The sequence below is a fragment of the Rhodococcus sp. MALMAid1271 genome, from assembly GCF_049195265.1.
Lineage (GTDB): Bacteria > Actinomycetota > Actinomycetes > Mycobacteriales > Mycobacteriaceae > Rhodococcoides.
Genome location: NZ_JBMIRQ010000049.1, coordinates 108,034 through 122,591, shown reverse-complemented (window position 1 = coordinate 122,591; position 14,558 = coordinate 108,034). Strand labels below are relative to the sequence as shown.

The following is a 14,558-nucleotide window of genomic DNA, read 5'->3' as shown; positions in this document are numbered from 1 at the left end:
GGTGCGCGGGCGGGCAGCTCAGAAATGGGGGATCACCTTGAACGCGGTGTACCCGTCGCTGCTCTGGGCCAATGCGACACCGTTCGAGGTCACTGCTGTCGGTGCGGCACTCGGTGATGTGCCGGTGACGCGGCCGGAGGTGGCATCGATGGCAGTCACTCCCGAGTCCGACGCGCCGTAGACGATGCCGCCGACCAGAGCGAAGCGGTCGGCACCGGGAAATTGATCGGCGGTGAAACCTCGGGTGCCGTACTGCTCGAACAGGACAGCGATTCCGTCGTCGGTGAGGTCTGCGGTGGTGATCATCGTCGCCCCGCTACTGCTGTCGGCGGTCACCACCATCGGACTGCGGCTACCGCTGATCCATCGGAGCTCGGCATCGGAGAGTCGATAGACCGCCTGGATCGGTTCGGGACGGGTCGGGATCGTCCATGCCACGACCACTGCATTGCCGGCGGTGGCGACGAATCGGGCGGTCCCGGGGATCGCTGCGGGGGGCGGGGCGAGGGTGTCGGTGGACCAGGCGGTGTTGCCGGTGTCGGCGGTCACGATGCGCGCTGTGTCGCCGTCGACGGTGATCGCGTATCCACCGGATTCGGAGATCGCACCCGTCAGGTCGGTGCGGTGTCCGTCGGTTGCGGAGATGGCGGCCACGGCTGCGGGCTTTGCTGTCTGCGAGCAGTCGGCGTCGATCAGCAGTCCGGACCCGGTCAGGCAGCCTGCAGTGGAGACCGGACCCCATACGAGGTCGCCGGTGCGGGTATCGCGGGCGGTCATCGTGGCCGGTGCACCCGTACCGGGATCATCGATGTCTTCGGTGATCAACAGCTCACGGTTGTGTGTGCTGGTCACCGCGAACTCGTCGCGATCGGCGGGTACGTCCACGCCGAATCGTGGTGTGCCGGTGTCGTCGAGTACCTGCACCCGGTGCGAACCGGATGCGTCCGAGGAGTCGACGACTCCGACGAACCCGTCCTCGACGATGTGCGGCTGCGACAGGAACGGGATGGACCACAGGGCCGTGTCTCCGAAGCCCGGCGGCGGCGCGGCCGGCGACGACGGATGCGCCGCCGGATCGGTGCCTGCGGCGTCGGGAGCAGGTGAGGAACTGCACCCCGACGCCAGCGCGACGGCGCACAGTGCAACGGTCCCCATCATCGCCGCCGCTCTGCCGATACGGTGCGCGCCCATCTATGCGGTGGTGCTGTCTCCGCCGAGTGCCATGATCGCGCTCTGCAGCAGTGCAGTGGCCCGGTCGGCGACCTCGGCTAGGCCCGCTGCATCCGAGAGACCCACCATCACTTGGGGGTTCATCGCTTCGACGATGGTGCTGCTGCCGTCGGCTCGCACCACCACGTTGCACGGCAGCAGCAACCCCACCTGCCGATCGGTGTCGATGGCAGCCTTCGCTAACTGCGGATTGCATGCTCCGAGGATGACGTAGCGTTCGATGTCGGCGTCGATCTTGCTCTTCAAGGTCGACTGCATGTCGATTTCGGTGAGCACTCCGAATCCCTGTTCGGCGAGTGCCTCACGGGTTGCGTCCACGGTTTCCTCGAACGGCATGTCCACGCGGGTGCCGATGGCCAATGCGGTCATAGTTCCTTCGGTTCCTTTCGATCGGTTCGGGTGTCGGTCACCCGATGGTCGGTGCGCGGGTGAGTAGGCGCCCGCCCGGTCATGCTGCGCAGGACGCGGAGGTGCAGTCGCGTTTGCGCCATCGCACGATCACCGCTGCCGTCAGCATCGCCAGGGACACCCCGGCAAGGATGGGTTGTATCGGTGCCCACAACCCCAGTGCACCCGAGGTGCCGAGCGCAAGAAGTACCAGCTTGTTGCACACCGGACATCCGACGGCGAAGAAAGTCAGGACCACACCGAGAGCGGCGGGTGTGCCGGTCCGCTCGACCTGCGCGGGTTTGTCGATCCCGAACCACAGTGCGGTCAACAGGGCCGTGGCCAGCAGAACCGGAAGCTCCCACGCCCGCACCGGCACCTCACGGCCGAAGATCGGCGTGTCGATGATGTCGGTGGGAATGCCCACCACCAACACCGTGACCACACCGGCGACGGTGCCGCGTGCCGCCCGCATCCCCCAACCCCGGAAACGATCGGACTCGGCGATCACCCCGTCATCGGAACGGCCGGCAGCATCGACGTCGAGGCGGTCGGAGGTGGCGGGCTCTGTCATCGGCTGGGATCTCCTACGAGTTGTAGTTGTGTGAGTAGGGTGACACTGTGAGGCTATACCCAGATGGGTATCGCTGCCAGTGTCCGACTGCCGAAAGGTATTGCATGACTTCGACATCTCGCTCCACTCGCCGCCGTGACATCGTGCTCCTGGCCATCGCCGTGGTGGTGGCGGCCGTGCTCGTGGGAGCTCTCGTACTCGGAACGACCGGTGGCGACGAGCAGTCGGAGGCGGCGTCGCCGGCCGCCGGGTCGAGCAGCGTGAGCGGACCGCCGGTGATGGGACCGCTCGGCGATCTTGCGCACCGCGAGCCCGATGATCCGATGGCCCTCGGCGATGTCGACGCCCCGGTGGTGATGATCGCCTTCTCGGATTTCCGGTGCCCGTTCTGCGCCCAGTTCAGCCGGGAAACCGAGCCGCAACTTATCGATCGATATGTCGATACCGGCACCCTGCGCATCGAATGGCGAGATCTACCCATTTTCGGGCAACAATCGTTCGATGCTGCCCGGGCCGGACGCGCCGCCGCCGCCCAGGGCAAGTTCTGGGAGTTCACCCGCGCCGTCTACGCCGATGCTCCCGAAACCGGTCACGCGGACCTGACACTGGAGTCGCTGCAGAGCTACGCGCAACAGGCCGGGGTACCGGATATGGCTCGGTTCACCGCCGACGCCACCGGCACCGCATTCGACGCCGCGATCACCGCCGACTCCACCGAAGCACAGTCGCTGGGTATCCCGGCCACTCCGGCGTTCTCGGTCAACGGTGATCCGGTTCTGGGCGCGCAACCGTTCTCGGAATTCGTCGATCTGATCGACGCGGCAGCCGGCGCGTAGGGCGGCCCGCGATGTCGCAGATCGGACTTCTCGGAGCATTTCTCGGCGGGCTCCTGGCGTTGGTCAGTCCATGTTCGGCCTTGCTGCTGCCCTCCTTCTTCGCGTACGCCTTCGACGGGGCCGGCAAGCTCGCCGGCCGCACCGGGATCTTCTACCTCGGGCTCGCGGCGGTCTTGGTGCCCCTCGGTGCCGGAGTCGGGGCCATCGGCTCGGCGATCACCCGGTATCGCGAGGTCACCACCATGATCGGCGGTGTGGTCATCATCGCCCTCGGGGTGATGATCATCGTCGGTCGCGGCTTCGCGCTGGGGTCCGCGCAGAGAGCAGCCGCGCGCATCGACGTCTCCTCCACCGGATCGGTGTTCGCCCTCGGCGCGGTCTACGGGCTCGCAGGATTCTGCTCGGGACCCCTGCTCGGCGCGGTCCTGACCGTCGCCGTCGCCGGCGGTCAGGCCGCGTACGGCGGAGTTCTCATGGCGCTCTACGCAGCGGGGATGGTGATACCCCTGTTCGTCCTCGCGCTGGTCTGGGACCGGTTCTCGCTCGGATCACGAACGTGGCTGCGCGGCAAGGAAATCAGCATCGGACCGCTGAAAACGCATACGACGTCTCTGATATCGGGGGTGCTTTTCATCGGTATCGGAGTGCTGTTCCTGTTCACGGAGGGCACAGCGAACCTCGGCGGCGTCATGGGTGTCGACAGTCAGTACTCGCTCCAGGTCTGGATCAGCGACGTGGCCGACGCGGTACCGAACACCGCAGTGCTCCTGATCGCAGTGCTGGTGATCATCGCAGTGCTGACGGTGCGCATCGTCCGTGGTCGAGGCCGCGACACCGCAGCCGAGTCCTCCGAGCTCGGCGAACGCGAGAACCGAACGCCCTGAGACGGTGTGCCTACGGCACTGGAGCGGGCTGTGATGTCAGGTGTAGAGCTGTGACCACCCATCTCGCTGACGTCGAGCGAGATGGAGTACTGCGGCGGGAACCACTTCGACACCCATCAGCAGATCGTCGTCACCGAGCCCTCTGCCCTCCAGACTGTTGCGGCATGCTTTCACCGTGATGGAGGCAGAGTCGATCAACGCCCGCATCTCCAGGGAGATATCCGAACAGCGCAAGGCCGCATCGAGGCCCGGTCCGAAGCACACGACTTCGATCGTCACCGGCTCTGTCGCAGCATCGAGAAGGTTGTGGATCGCTCGCACCACGGCGGTGGGTGTGGTGTTCACCGCGAACACCACGCGCAGGGGAGTCGGATGATCGGTCACGTGAAGGTTCCGTTCTTCAGATCGCGGTGAGCTGCGGTGCCCCAGGGCTGTGCGTGGAGAAGGACATCGATGGCCCGACCCTCGCCGACAGGGCGGACCAGGTGTCCCAGTTCGCGGACCTGCAGTCCGCTCGCGGCGCGGGCGAGGTCGTCGATGGCGGGCAGGATCGACGGATCGGGTGGGCCCCCGACACCGTGAGTGAAGTTCTCGAGCGCATGGCCGAGATACAACAGCCGTCCGCTCGGTGCGAGCCAACTCGCTGCACCGGCAATGACGGCGACCAACTCGTCGACCGGTAGATGCAGGAAGCCGATGGCCACCAGATCCACCGGTTCGGATGGTTCCCAGGTCCGAGCGTCGGCGACGGTGTAGTCGATCGACCGATCCTCGCCGCCGCTGCGTGCCAATTCGATTGCCACAGAAGAAAAATCGACAGCGTGCACTGTCCAGCCCGCGTCGGCCAACCATCGAGCGTGGCGGCCGTCTCCACAGCCCAGGTCGATCGCCCGGCCCGGCATCAGCTCCGCGAACCGCGCAGACAGGGCAGCCGCCGGGGCCGAGCCCCACGGATGCTCGACGCTGCTGTAACGCGCATCCCACTCAGATGAATCCATCTACGCACATTCCTCCAAGACACGGACCGGGTAGTACTCGAATCCGCCAGAGTACCCCCAGGGGTACCTGAATGGTGCGCAATGTCGAAAACGTCGATCTGCACGCCATCGCTCGTAGCGTGTCGAGCCAAACCCGAACAACAGACGTCCCGACGCCGAGGAGGACCTCGAGGCGCGCACTATCACCGCCCTCGAAACCCGGCCACGCGCGGACCATCGGATTGCGCCGTTCTCCTCGACGTCGACGGGCCAGGCGCACGAGTTCCGCTGCAGTGCAGTCGATACCGGCGCTCGTCGCAGAGTACGACACCAGACGAAACGTTCACGCACCGTCGTTGTAACTGTCAATCCCGGTGACGTTGCCGTTCGCCGGTGTCTTGGTCGACATCGATCACCACGTCCGGTGAATCGGGGTGGTAGCGGACCATATTCGGCTCGGCAGCCTCGCGTCGAGAGCTATCACGGAACGACAGCCAGCAACCCGCGAACAGCAAAAGGGTGACGATACCCGCGACGAGGGACCAACCTTCGAAGCCGCCGGCGAGAGCGGTGAGGAAAACCCCAGCCGACGCTATCCCCGCCATCAGCAACAACCACGCCGCATAGTTTTCGGCCACCCGCGTCCAGACCTGCGCACGACCAGGGCGTCCGGTGTCACCGGACCTCTGCGGATTCATTCTCGTTTACCTCCTTCGGTCGAAGTCGACCTGGACGCCGACTGTCACTGAAAACTTGCTGTGGGTTCACCCAACTCCGCGACCAGCTATGTAGCGGCGACCGACAACCCGGTTCGTACGCGATGAGCTATTGCGCAGTATCCGGTTACCACGAAGACACATCCACATTGGTCGTCGGCTCGGTCAGCCACCAACCACAACGCCGCTGGATGCGGTGAAATAGACGAGCATCAGCGCCAACAGCAACCATCCTGCCCCTTGCCAGATCGGCCATACTCCACCTGCACGCCACACCCGAAAGGTCCGTCCGAAAGCGCCCAGCCCACCAACCAACAACACCGTCGGAGGGCCTACTGCCAGGACCAGCCGTTCCGGATCCCGGCAAACGCGGAATGCAGCGTCCTGACACTGCTCAGCCTGGCTACCTCCAGAAAGCAACGAGCCGACGGCAACGACAGCAGCAACGGCGATCACCACCGCGGTGTACAGACTCGCTCTACGGAACTCCCGAGGGTCGTGCCACCGTTTTTCGGTGTCAACACTCACAGCGGCTCCCTTCCTCCTGGCTCGACAACGGCCCACAGAAGTCATAGCCGTATCCGATACACCCAAACCTCGCGCAGCGCAGACGGAAAAGTCAGCAGAGACCACCACGGGTCGGCATGCCAGTAATCGATCCCCAGGCTGCCCGACAGGCCAGAACGGCAGCCGTAGACCGAGACATACTGCGTATCGCAAACAGCGCCGGCGAAGCAAAGATGGCGACGGCTCGGCGGACACACGTCAAGTGCACGAGACATGACGATGTTGGACGTGCAGACAGAAGAAAGTCCGCGCGCGAACATTTTCACCGTTTGTCGAATTCAGAAGTGGACTGCATTTCTGGGTCATCCAGATTCGAGTGTGCGGCTGTTGCGATGACGCGGGACAGCGAAGTTGAACCTGGTCAGCCTGCGGGATCGAACTGCGGCACGTCGAAAACCTGAAGAGAACTAGCTACATCAGTGGGAAGGTCAGCGGCGATCACTTCTAGCAACCGCTTAGTACGAAGCAGTTGGTTCACAGCCAGCTCGGCTAGACTCTGTGTATCGAAGTGCGCCACCAAGGTCGGACTGAGTTCTGCGGTTCTCGCCGCATCGATAATCTGCGGGTACCCGATTTTTCGCTCTAGAACGGCCCGACCGTCTTCTCGATGATGGTGCACGATTGTCACGCCAGCGGATTCGGCCCAGGCCTCGGCGAAAGTTGCGACTTGAGATGAAGCAGATACTGGGACAAGCGAACTCGCCTCTCGCAACATCTGTGCAACCAACCCGAAGTGTGTGAGGGTGAGATCGTCTTGCGTCAACCGGATGGAATCAGGGATCGGCTGGGAGTTCGACAATGTTTGCCAGAACAATTCGGGATAGGACGAGGCCACCGACAAGAGAGCCGCAACGTCGCACTTGTTCGGTGTCGGCGGCAACTCATGTTCGACGCCTGCAGCCGCCAGAACCTGTCGGCATGTGTCGAAGGACTGAGCGAGCAGGGCGCAGATCGAGACAAGCCATGGAAGTGCCTGCCTCTCGACTCGGCGGTTCTGCCACCGCGCTATAAGCAAATTCGAGAACACCAGGCCAGGACCGACAAGGAAGAGAGCAGCGCACACGCTGATCCAGAAACTTGCGCTGTTGGGCAGGGTCAGACCAGCGACCAGTGCGGCCAGGCTGAGAAGTATCCCGCCTACAGCAACCGTACGCGGAACCGCCTCTTGGCGCGGACCGTCCCACCAATCCTTCACACCCATCTACCGATTTTGTCATTGATTCACACCACTGATTCAAGAGGGCACGCCGAATCGTTTCAGTTTGCAGGACAACTGCATCTCGAGGCAGTCGGCCTGACCGGCTTGCTGCGGTTTGGGTGCGCGTTTGACCAGGATTGAAACGATCCGCCCTCTACAGCAACCTCACCCTGGCGCGGGAAGAACGAGACGCTCTCGCGGTCGCGAGAAGTGATTAGTGCAGTCCACTTCTGAAACAGTGCAGTCGTCTTCTGAAACTGACAAATGCTCTCGAAGTGCTGCGAGGTGAGGTGTCAGCGACGAAACAGAGAGCGGAAGAAGCTGCTGCGTGTTGCTGGATTTGGCGACTCGGTGGAGCAGGTGCACTGCTGCGATTGCGGAACGTTCGCCATGACGCTGTCGATATGGCGACCGCAACCGGCCCAGGTGGTCTTACCGCATGCCGGGCACGAGGTGGGGGAGCACGCAGGTGGTCCTTTCGGTCGGTTCGGTACCCACTGTGGCATATACCAAGGGGGGTATGTAAGTACCCTAGGGGGTATCCGACCTGATCTGGAATCGAAGTCGATGAGAAGACGGGTGCAATAGGCACCACACGGCCTGTCGTGGTTATCTCATAGGTGTGTTCAGGCAGCGGAGTCGTCAAACGCTCAGCAGTGGTCGTCGAGGCGAGCCACCGAGAGCTGGCGTCTACGGCTCACGGTGCGTTTCCCCATGGCCAGCAGTACGTGTGGCGTGGGTCAGCAGTGAGTGCGGCGTATGACAGATGATGACGTGTGGTCCGGAAAGCACGCCCGAGCGCACGATGCCCCGGTCCGCTCACTCAATGCGTCGGTGTTGCGATGGAGGATCGACACTGCACGGTCCATTCCACTGTTCGATCCCGACGACGGCGGCGACGCGGCTCGCTGTCTGGTGCTGTTGGAGTCTCCGGGGCCGAAAACGATACGTCCGGGCGGGACCAACATGTGTTCGTTCGACAATCCAGATCGAACGAACCCCGTGCTGAAATCGGTGTTCGCCGACGCGGGTATCGACCGGGTGCAGTGCGTCAAGTGGAATATTGTGCCGTGGGCAGTGCTCGATGACGCCGGTCATCCGGTATCGCCGACGGCATCCGTTCTCGGTGAGGCGGGCCCATATGTCGGCGAGCTTATGGCCTTGCTGCCGAAACTGGAGGTGGTTTTCGTTCTTGGTGCGAAGGCTCTCGATGGCTACATGCGCGTCATCACTGCATCTGCTCCCACCCGCCTCCTCCCGGTGATAGCGGCACCGCACCCCTCGGCTCGCAACGCACACGCACCGGCGGCTGCTCGCCAGCGGTTGATCAACGCAGCACTGTCGGTCGCAACGCACCTGGAGAAGGCACCTGAACCCCGCACTGTGCTGAGGTAGGGCGGATCGTGCTGCTGCTGCCTCCGACCGGTCAGTCCTGGTGGGGCTGGCGTTCGCCGGTGTCGGTGTCGATGTCGATCACCTCGTCCGGGCTGTCGGGGTGGTACTGGATGATGTGTGGTTCGGCGGCACCCCGGCGTGCACCGTCTCGATATGAGAACCAACATCCCGCGAACAGCACCACTGTCACGATCGCTGCGACGACGGTCCAGCCCTCGAACCCGCCGGCGAGGGCCGTGAGAAAGGCCCCCGCAGCAGCTGTTCCCGCCATCAGCAACAGCCAGGTCAGATAATTTTCGGTGACTCGTGCCCAGACGCGTCCGCGGCTGCCCCGTCTCGGGGTATCGGAAGTCGGTGTGTCTGCATTCGGTGTGTTCATCGTGATCGTGAGTCCTTTCCGGGGTCAGTGGTCGATTGGATCAACGCTGTTCGTTCGGTATCAGCGTTCCGAGTGGGTACTACCCGGCGGTCGGTTCAGCTGGGTTGAAAAAGTTTTCCTTGCACGCTGCCGCGGAGAGTGTGGGCGGCGACTGTGCCCCAGGCTGCGAGCAAGGCCGCATACAGTCCGATTGCAAGGGCCTCGACCGCGGCCGACCCCAGAGCGCCGCCGAGGGCAGTGGCACCGGTGACGCAGGTGCCGATGGGGAAGGTGAACGACCACCAGGTCAGTGAGAATGTCAGTCCCTTCTGGGCGGCATGGATGGTGAGGGCGGTTGCGAGGGTGAACATCAAGACGCCGAAGCCGCCCATCGTCAGTCCGTACAGAATGCCGAACACGTGCAGGCCGGTTGCGACGGAGGCGGTCTCGCCGGTGAACACCAAGGGTGCATCGTTGCCGAGCAGGTTCGCGGCGGTGATCGATTGACCGATCATGCCGAGGGTGATCCACACCGTCGGTGCTGCCTGGACCGGCGGGATTCCGCCGTGGACGAGCCGTCCGTAGATGAGCGTCATGGTCAGCATTCCGATGATCAGTGACAGCCCGAACATCGCGTAGCAACCGGACAGCATGGCCAGGCGCCATTGCCCATCCGCGATATGAGGGAGCAGCAGCGCACCGGTGGAGGCGGACACCATCGGCGGTACGACGGGCATCAACCACGCCGGGAGTGCGACGGCGGTCTGGTGATCGTGGGCGGTGATCATCAGGTAGGGCACGAGAATGCTGGTGATCAGCCCGAGGGCTGTGCCAGCGGTCCACAGGACGGCAAAAATCACGGTTGCGGGCGCCGCTCCGATGACGTCTTTGCCCAGCAGCATCGTCCCGGCACCGACGGTCAGCAGCGCCATGGGGGGTGCGCCGTAGAACTGCACCATCACCGGATGCGCGGCGTGCTCACGCGCATACTGCCGGTGTCGGATCCAGTGCACTGCGAAGGCACCGGAGAGTGTGATCAAGGCGACCGACGCTGCGATCCACACGATCGTTGCGAACACGTGCAGTCCGGGGATGTGGGCGGGCAGGGTGGCGGCGGCGTTGGCGACGATACCGGTGCCCATGACCGAGGCGAACCAGTTGGGGGTGATGTGTTCGAAGATCTGGCTCGGGTGGTCGAGGTCGGAGAGCACCGGCCACTTGCGCGGCCGCTCGGTATCGTCGCCGCGCCGAGACGTGATGGAGGAGCGGTGCAGAGCTGTCGTGGTCATGACTTCCAGCGTCCTCGCACACAGTCGTCACCGGTAGACACCGATTACCTGGCCGGTCCCAACCTCAGGTTATGACTGCGGGGATTTGAGGGCGACGACGAGCAGGTCGCTCGACGGTCCTCGCAGTTCACGGCCCGCGGGCCACACGGCACGCAGGAACCGGCGCAGGTCGAGCCCCTCTGTGTGAACGCGGGCCAGCGTTCCGGCGGCGATCTCGGCGGATACCGCGAGGGAGCTGAGTACGGCCGGTGCGAGGCCGCCGATGACGGCAGCTTTGATGGCAGTGGTGGAGGACACCTCGAGCAGTGGCGCGGCGAGTGGGCCCGCAGTCCGGAGCGCACGTTCGAGCGCGAGACGTGTGCCGGACCCGGGTTCGCGGGTGACCAGCGGTGTCGCGGCCAGTTCGCTCGCCGTGATCGTTCGTCGAGCCCATTGATGATCGGGGGCGACGACGACGACGAGTTCGTCGCGGGCAACGTCCTTCGAGTGGAGTCCGCTGGGCAGATCGGGGCTTTCGACGAATCCGATGTCGGCGCGGCCGTCGAGCACCGATGCGGCTACGTCGACAGAGTTTCCGGAGGTGAGAGTCGGTGTGATGGAAGTGTCGTGGGAGCGCAGTGTGATGAGCCATCGCGGTATGAGGTATTCGGCGATGGTGAGGCTTGCGGCGATACGAATGTGGCTGTGGCGGTCGGTGCGCAGCATTGCGATGCTCGTGGCGAGCTCGGCGGCTTCGGCGATGACGCGCTCGGCCCAGCCGGCGACCAGTTCGCCGGTTGCGGTGAGGGTGGCACCTCGCTGCCCGCGATGCAGGAGTGCTACCCCGATGCGGCTTTCGAGTGCTTTCAGGCGTGCGCTCGCCGCTGGCTGCGACATGTCATGCGCCTCCCCTGCGCGTCCGATGCTTCCCAGCTCGGCGACGGACAGCAATAATTCGTAGCTGATCAGGTCGGTCACATGGGTCGGCAGGGGCACGGTGCCAGCGTAGAGACTGCAGTCGTAGCGGGCGCGGAGCCCACAGGCGCGTTTGCCGGAAAAGTCCCCATTCGATGCTCAATGCTCGCGGGAAGTGGAACGGGGTCGCGGCACTGGATCCCGTGGTTCGTTCACCCTCACTGACGCCACCTGCTTTTATCCAGTTCTCGTCACCCAGGATTGCCTTGGTTCGTGCGAGTTGTTTCGAACTTCACCGGTGCTCTCGCAGCGTGAGCTGGGACAAGGCAGGGGATGAGTCGGACGTAGGCGACCATTCCGATCAGCTCCACCAGTGTCTGCGTCACCACGACCACGGCAGCAAGAGACAGTGCTGGTGGCAGCGCGAGCGCCAGCGGCAGAACGACCAACGAATTTCGGGTGGCACCGGAGAAGATCAAGGCCCGAGCGTCCGGGACGTCCAGGCGGGTCACTCTGGCCGTCGCCCATCCGACAACCGCCATGATGACCAGGAACGCGACGAAGATCGGCACCGCGGCAAACAGCTGGGAGCCTTCGGAGCGGACTGCGTCGATCTGCGACGCCACGACGACGGCAAGAGTGGCCATCATGACCGGCACCATCGCCGCGGCCATCACATCCATGATCTGGGTGCCGATACGCCGACGACGCGCAAGTGCTTGCGTCAGGGCCGCCAACACCAGAGGAACAACGATCAACAGCACGAACGCTTCGACGAACGGTGCAATGTCGATGATCTCCACCAGCTCGGACCCGACGAACAACCACAGGTAGAGCGGCAGGAACGCGATCTGCAACAACATCAACAGCGGCGCGCTCGCGAGGAGCCGTTCCGACGCTGCACCGGCCAACCCACTGAAGACGATGACGTAGTCGATGCAGGGAGCCAACAACACCAACAGCACACCGACGAGTACCGCCTGATCAGCAGCAACGAACCGGGTCAGAGCGAATACGACGATTGGAACGAGCACGAAATTCAGTACTACGACGCTGAGCAAGAATGTGCCGTCGCGCAGCGATGCGCCGATGGCGGAGAACGGAACCGCGAGGAACGTAGCGTAGAGCAACACGATCAGTACCGGATTGATAGCAATCTCGAACGCATGCGCCGACGACGGCGCACCCAAACCGACACCGCCACCGATGAGCAGGGCCAGCAGGTAGAGCGGGATCTGGAACTTCTCCAGCCACGCCACCACCGAGGTGGTGCTCGATATGTTCATGCGGTGCCCACCGCGGTGTTCGCTGAGATCAGCCAGGTGCAGTCCGGATTGCATGGCGTCGGCGCGTCGGGTGTGTCCCCGAGCCGGGCCAGCGCGTCGGTCAAACTCTCACGCAGAGCGGTCAATTGAGCGATCGATTCGTTGGCGTGCGCGATGTGGGACTCGATGGCGGGGCCGAGTTCGGCTTTGACTGCTGCGCAGGAGTCTTTCTCCCAGACACGAAGGAGAAGTTTGATCTCCGGCAGCGACAGGTTCAGGCTCTTGGCGGCGGTGATGAACGCCAAGCGTTGCCGAGCGCGGTCGTCGTAAACGCGGTAACCGTTCGCCGAACGGTCCGCCGGGAGCAGGCCCTCGCTTTCGTAGAACCGTAGCGTGGTCGCCGGGACGCCGGTCGCCGATGACAGCTGTGAAATGCGCAGAGCGGACATGCGCACGAGGATAAACCTTCGAGTCGGGTGGAAGGTCAAATCCTTGACCTTCCACGCAGGTGCTGGGGCTAACGTCGGGCCATGTTCCCAGCGAGACCGCGCCCGGACGTCCGGGCGCTCATCCGTCTAGACCTGACGCCTCTCAGCGAGATGAAGGCCCCGTCGGCGTGCACGCTCTCAACGGCTGACCAACCTGAGGGTATCGAGTTGTGGGCAACGATCCTCACCTGCGCTACCAGCCGCGGACGGTCGACGGCGGACTTGTATTCACCTTCCCGTCACGTAGTGCTCGGAGTCGGAGTGGGTCCGCGATCAGTCGGGTGAGGCTGCCTGAGGGGTCGGTCCGAGCCGGACATTGACCCAGTGTCGGACCGGAGGGATCGACCACATGGTCCACAGTGCGAGGAGCGCAGTGCTGGCGGCAAGAATGCTCGCGGCGACGTCGAGCGGGAAATGTACGCCGAGGTACAGCCGGGAGGCAGCGACGGCGAGCGCGAACAGCACTGATGTCGTGCGGGCCAACCGCCGGACAATTACGTGCGCCCGAGCGGTGAGCAGGACCACAAGCCCGATCATGGCCGCAGCCACCGCTGTATGTCCAGACGGGAACGACCACACGGTGTCGGGAGGAATCAGCCAGAACCGTTGCGGGGGACGGGGTTCGCGGATGCTGTATTTCGCGATTGTCGACACGACGAGGGTAGATGCCATCACTGCCAGGGCCCATGCCGCGTCGACCCGTCGGCCTCTCCACGTGAGCCATGCGGCGATACCGATCGCCACCACGATTCCGACGACCGGTTGTGCGCAGTCCGTGACAAATTCGGCGAGGGCAGTGGCCCAGCCGGCGCGATGAAGGGCGATACGGTCGTGGAACCGCAGACCCGCCTCTGTCACAGCAGTGGTGGAGGCGAGAGTGCCGGCGGCGAGCAGTGCGGCAAATGCGAGCAGAGCGGCGGCAAACGGCCGAATCCACGGACGAGCAGGAAACATAGGTGACTTTCCTTGGTTGGGTTGCGTGGGATGGACGGTGGGGTGCCAGGTGCGGCGACGACCGGTGGCGAGTAGGGCGGCCACTGCGATGACCTGGATTGCGGGAACGACGGTGAGCGACGCGGGAATCGAATGTCGTAGAGCAGATCGGTTTTCGGCTGGGGAACGGATGGCTTTGCCGCTCCGTTCGTCGATCACGAGAACGCAGACGCGCCAGTGCGCCGGCGATCCAGAGGAAGTGCACGGCGATGACGGGGTGGGCGTAACCGGAAACGTCGACGCCCAGAAGCGGCGGCTTGGTGTATGCCACCGGGCCGGAGACCGAGCGCACCATCAGCGCTGCGACCTCGTCGGATGCGGTGACCACACCCCGACGACGAAGGCGGTAGCCCCCCGCGAGGCGAGGGGGCCGGTGATCGAGCGGGCACCTTCGTAGACGAAGTCCGCGAGCATGCTGACCGTCCCGAACGCGACAACGAACCGACACGCCCCCCATCGATGGTCGTGGCGGTTCGGTGGATTTCTTTCTGGAAGCGCGCGGCGGGA

General features: G+C 64.1%; 17 protein-coding genes. 3 read left to right on the top strand and 14 right to left on the bottom strand.

Features of this window, described 5'->3' with window-relative positions; all coding sequences use genetic code 11:
- Positions 1 to 18: 18 nt before the first annotated feature.
- From ACOQFP_RS04745 to ACOQFP_RS04735, 3 genes are all read right to left on the bottom strand, one after another.
- Positions 19 to 1,191, bottom strand: coding sequence for a hypothetical protein (locus ACOQFP_RS04745; protein ID WP_032370108.1), 1,173 nt, complete (start codon positions 1,189 to 1,191; stop codon positions 19 to 21).
- A complete protein-coding gene (locus ACOQFP_RS04740) occupies positions 1,192 to 1,599 on the bottom strand; it encodes a DUF302 domain-containing protein (RefSeq protein WP_032370109.1) in 408 nt (135 codons plus the stop codon). It lies immediately after the preceding gene.
- 79 nt (positions 1,600 to 1,678) lie between these two features.
- Positions 1,679 to 2,191 (bottom strand): hypothetical protein, encoded by a 513-nt coding sequence (locus tag ACOQFP_RS04735; RefSeq protein WP_032370110.1) that lies wholly within the window; start codon positions 2,189 to 2,191, stop codon positions 1,679 to 1,681.
- Positions 2,192 to 2,295: 104 nt separating this feature from the next.
- Between ACOQFP_RS04735 and ACOQFP_RS04730 the strand changes: the two genes are divergently transcribed.
- Positions 2,296 to 3,027, top strand: a complete 732-nt coding sequence (locus tag ACOQFP_RS04730; protein WP_032370111.1) for a DsbA family protein — start codon at positions 2,296 to 2,298, stop codon at positions 3,025 to 3,027.
- Positions 3,028 to 3,038: 11 nt separating this feature from the next.
- Positions 3,039 to 3,911 carry a cytochrome c biogenesis CcdA family protein gene (locus tag ACOQFP_RS04725; protein ID WP_032370112.1) on the top strand — a complete coding sequence of 291 codons (873 nt, stop codon included), beginning with the start codon at positions 3,039 to 3,041 and terminating at the stop codon, positions 3,909 to 3,911.
- A 36-nt stretch (positions 3,912 to 3,947) separates the two neighbouring features.
- On the opposite strand, the gene ACOQFP_RS04720 is transcribed toward ACOQFP_RS04725, so the two are convergent.
- The 5 genes from ACOQFP_RS04720 to ACOQFP_RS04700 form a co-directional block, all read right to left on the bottom strand.
- Positions 3,948 to 4,295, bottom strand: a complete 348-nt coding sequence (locus ACOQFP_RS04720) for a DsrE family protein (protein WP_032370113.1) — start codon at positions 4,293 to 4,295, stop codon at positions 3,948 to 3,950.
- Positions 4,292 to 4,909 carry a class I SAM-dependent methyltransferase gene (locus ACOQFP_RS04715; RefSeq protein WP_032370114.1) on the bottom strand — a complete coding sequence of 206 codons (618 nt, stop codon included), beginning with the start codon at positions 4,907 to 4,909 and terminating at the stop codon, positions 4,292 to 4,294. The genes ACOQFP_RS04720 and ACOQFP_RS04715 overlap by 4 nt, the downstream gene beginning before the upstream one ends.
- Before the next feature lie 344 nt (positions 4,910 to 5,253).
- A complete protein-coding gene (locus ACOQFP_RS04710; protein ID WP_052066937.1) occupies positions 5,254 to 5,586 on the bottom strand; it encodes a hypothetical protein in 333 nt (110 codons plus the stop codon).
- A 183-nt stretch (positions 5,587 to 5,769) separates the two neighbouring features.
- Complete coding sequence (locus ACOQFP_RS04705) at positions 5,770 to 6,132, bottom strand: hypothetical protein (protein ID WP_080729194.1); 363 nt, start codon at positions 6,130 to 6,132, stop codon at positions 5,770 to 5,772.
- Positions 6,133 to 6,532: 400 nt separating this feature from the next.
- Positions 6,533 to 7,372 (bottom strand): hypothetical protein, encoded by an 840-nt coding sequence (locus ACOQFP_RS04700; RefSeq protein ID WP_032370115.1) that lies wholly within the window; start codon positions 7,370 to 7,372, stop codon positions 6,533 to 6,535.
- Between the two features lie 756 nt (positions 7,373 to 8,128).
- On the opposite strand from ACOQFP_RS04700, the gene ACOQFP_RS04695 reads away from it, so the two are divergent.
- Complete coding sequence (locus ACOQFP_RS04695) at positions 8,129 to 8,764, top strand: uracil-DNA glycosylase (RefSeq protein WP_051364861.1); 636 nt, start codon at positions 8,129 to 8,131, stop codon at positions 8,762 to 8,764.
- 31 nt (positions 8,765 to 8,795) lie between these two features.
- Here the strand turns inward: ACOQFP_RS04695 and ACOQFP_RS04690 are convergent, their stop codons facing one another.
- The 6 genes from ACOQFP_RS04690 to ACOQFP_RS04665 form a co-directional block, all read right to left on the bottom strand.
- Positions 8,796 to 9,143: a hypothetical protein gene (locus ACOQFP_RS04690; protein WP_051364864.1), complete on the bottom strand. Its 348-nt coding sequence runs from the start codon at positions 9,141 to 9,143 to the stop codon at positions 8,796 to 8,798.
- A gap of 95 nt (positions 9,144 to 9,238) precedes the next feature.
- Positions 9,239 to 10,411: a TDT family transporter gene (locus ACOQFP_RS04685; RefSeq protein ID WP_080729195.1), complete on the bottom strand. Its 1,173-nt coding sequence runs from the start codon at positions 10,409 to 10,411 to the stop codon at positions 9,239 to 9,241.
- 69 nt (positions 10,412 to 10,480) lie between these two features.
- Entirely contained in the window at positions 10,481 to 11,386 is a 906-nt protein-coding gene (locus tag ACOQFP_RS04680; RefSeq protein WP_230074817.1) for a LysR family transcriptional regulator, read from the bottom strand.
- Positions 11,387 to 11,556: 170 nt separating this feature from the next.
- On the bottom strand, positions 11,557 to 12,591 hold the full coding sequence (locus ACOQFP_RS04675) for an arsenic resistance protein (RefSeq protein ID WP_051364866.1): 1,035 nt from the start codon (positions 12,589 to 12,591) through the stop codon (positions 11,557 to 11,559).
- A complete protein-coding gene (locus ACOQFP_RS04670) occupies positions 12,588 to 13,019 on the bottom strand; it encodes a MerR family transcriptional regulator (protein WP_027494242.1) in 432 nt (143 codons plus the stop codon). The genes ACOQFP_RS04675 and ACOQFP_RS04670 overlap by 4 nt, the downstream gene beginning before the upstream one ends.
- Before the next feature lie 312 nt (positions 13,020 to 13,331).
- Entirely contained in the window at positions 13,332 to 14,210 is an 879-nt protein-coding gene (locus ACOQFP_RS04665) for a phosphatase PAP2 family protein (protein WP_051364869.1), read from the bottom strand.
- Positions 14,211 to 14,558 lie beyond the last annotated feature (348 nt).

Excerpts from the sequence above, each read along its gene's own strand:
- ACOQFP_RS04745 (WP_032370108.1), bottom strand. The coding sequence starts at position 1,191 with ATGGGCGCGCACCGTATCGGCAGAGCGGCGGCGATGATGGGGACCGTT.
- ACOQFP_RS04740 (WP_032370109.1), bottom strand. The coding sequence starts at position 1,599 with ATGACCGCATTGGCCATCGGCACCCGCGTGGACATGCCGTTCGAGGAA.
- ACOQFP_RS04735 (WP_032370110.1), bottom strand. The coding sequence starts at position 2,191 with ATGACAGAGCCCGCCACCTCCGACCGCCTCGACGTCGATGCTGCCGGC.
- ACOQFP_RS04730 (WP_032370111.1), top strand. The coding sequence starts at position 2,296 with ATGACTTCGACATCTCGCTCCACTCGCCGCCGTGACATCGTGCTCCTG.
- ACOQFP_RS04725 (WP_032370112.1), top strand. The coding sequence starts at position 3,039 with ATGTCGCAGATCGGACTTCTCGGAGCATTTCTCGGCGGGCTCCTGGCG.
- ACOQFP_RS04715 (WP_032370114.1), bottom strand. The coding sequence starts at position 4,909 with ATGGATTCATCTGAGTGGGATGCGCGTTACAGCAGCGTCGAGCATCCG.
- ACOQFP_RS04710 (WP_052066937.1), bottom strand. The coding sequence starts at position 5,586 with ATGAATCCGCAGAGGTCCGGTGACACCGGACGCCCTGGTCGTGCGCAG.
- ACOQFP_RS04700 (WP_032370115.1), bottom strand. The coding sequence starts at position 7,372 with ATGGGTGTGAAGGATTGGTGGGACGGTCCGCGCCAAGAGGCGGTTCCG.
- ACOQFP_RS04695 (WP_051364861.1), top strand. The coding sequence starts at position 8,129 with ATGACAGATGATGACGTGTGGTCCGGAAAGCACGCCCGAGCGCACGAT.
- ACOQFP_RS04690 (WP_051364864.1), bottom strand. The coding sequence starts at position 9,143 with ATGAACACACCGAATGCAGACACACCGACTTCCGATACCCCGAGACGG.
- ACOQFP_RS04685 (WP_080729195.1), bottom strand. The coding sequence starts at position 10,411 with ATGACCACGACAGCTCTGCACCGCTCCTCCATCACGTCTCGGCGCGGC.
- ACOQFP_RS04675 (WP_051364866.1), bottom strand. The coding sequence starts at position 12,591 with ATGAACATATCGAGCACCACCTCGGTGGTGGCGTGGCTGGAGAAGTTC.
- ACOQFP_RS04670 (WP_027494242.1), bottom strand. The coding sequence starts at position 13,019 with ATGTCCGCTCTGCGCATTTCACAGCTGTCATCGGCGACCGGCGTCCCG.